Annotated in this window: 1 protein-coding gene; it reads right to left on the reverse strand. The window is 70.2% G+C overall.

The window, feature by feature from the left end; translation table 11 throughout:
* Positions 1-121: 121 nt before the first annotated feature.
* A partial coding sequence (locus tag CZ203_RS14485) for a phage portal protein (RefSeq protein WP_087064772.1) occupies positions 122-1231 on the reverse strand: 1110 nt, incomplete at its 5' end.

Here is a 1231-nt window from a genome sequence, read left to right on the forward strand (position 1 = left end):
CCCGCCGCTCGATTTGATTTATAAACGCGCTGCCACTCAGCGCCGCGGCGTCCCCGGCATTTTAAGCCCGGCCGGGAGCAGGGCGGTTTCCCCAACCAGGGGGCGCGCGGGGATTCCCGTGTCAGCCGTCCAGCGCCGCCAGCGCCGCGCGTGCCGCGGCCTCGTCCTCGCCGTACCACTTCATGCGGTATTCCGCCTTGCCCAGGATGCCGTCCCGCACCTCCTGCAGGTCCTGCTGCTTCTGCACGTCCGGGTCGTTCAGCACGCCGTCGTCAAAGTGCACGGCCAGATGGTAGCGCCCCGCCGGGGCGAGCCGCCCGAGCGTCGCCCATACGTCCATTGCGTATACGAGCTGCTCTAGCGCGGCCTGCAGCGCCTTCTGGATTTCCGTCACCGTGGCGTACATCTCCTGCTTGGAGGATTTGATCTCCGTGGCCGTCCTGTCCACGCTCTGCGGGTCGGACAGCGTGCCGAAGGAAAGCCCGCACGCGCGCTCCACATGCTGGAGCTGCCTGTTCAGCCCGTTAAACAGGCTCGCGTCGCGGATCGGCGGGGAAAACACCTGGTAGAAATCGCCGCCCGCACCGCCGGACAGGCCGACGCTGCGGAACAGCCGCGCGTCCCGCTGGGGCAGCCTGCCCGGCGCACCCCCGCCGTCCGGCGCGAGCGCGGCGAGGTCGGCGTCCACCGCAAGCTGCGACCCCTCGTATTCCCACAGGATGCCGCTGTGCAGCATGTCGGCCTGCCGGATCTGGCCGGCCGCCCGCGCGAACACCGACGCGCCCAGCGGGGACGCGCGGTCGGCCGTGTTGGCCTGCGGGATGCGGAAATACGCAAACAGCGGCCGGCTGACATGCTCGATCAGCGCCTCCGGCAGAAGGTCCGCCCACGCTTCCACCGCGTCCAGCGGCACCTCCACGCCGAGCGTGTCCCGCACCCTGCTGCGGAAGGCGCGGTTCGTGATGCGGTAGCCCGCGTCCGTCAGCGCGTGGTGCTCCAGCTTGGTGAAGAAATACCTGCCCTGCACCGCCTGCTCGGCAAATACCGCCGCCGTCACCTCCCCGCGCCCGTTAAACGCCGTGGGGAAAAAGGCGTCCGCCTGCGCCGCGTCCACCGCGACCGTGCCGCCGTCGATATACGGCTTGAACGCCAGCCCGCCCAGCGCGCAGGCGTGCTCGGCATGCGTGCGGATGCGGTCCATGACCGGCCGGAGCTGCGCGTCCAGGGAGGC

This window comes from Intestinibacillus massiliensis (assembly GCF_900155735.1).
In the GTDB taxonomy this organism is placed as follows: Bacteria; Bacillota; Clostridia; order Oscillospirales; family Butyricicoccaceae; genus Intestinibacillus; species Intestinibacillus massiliensis.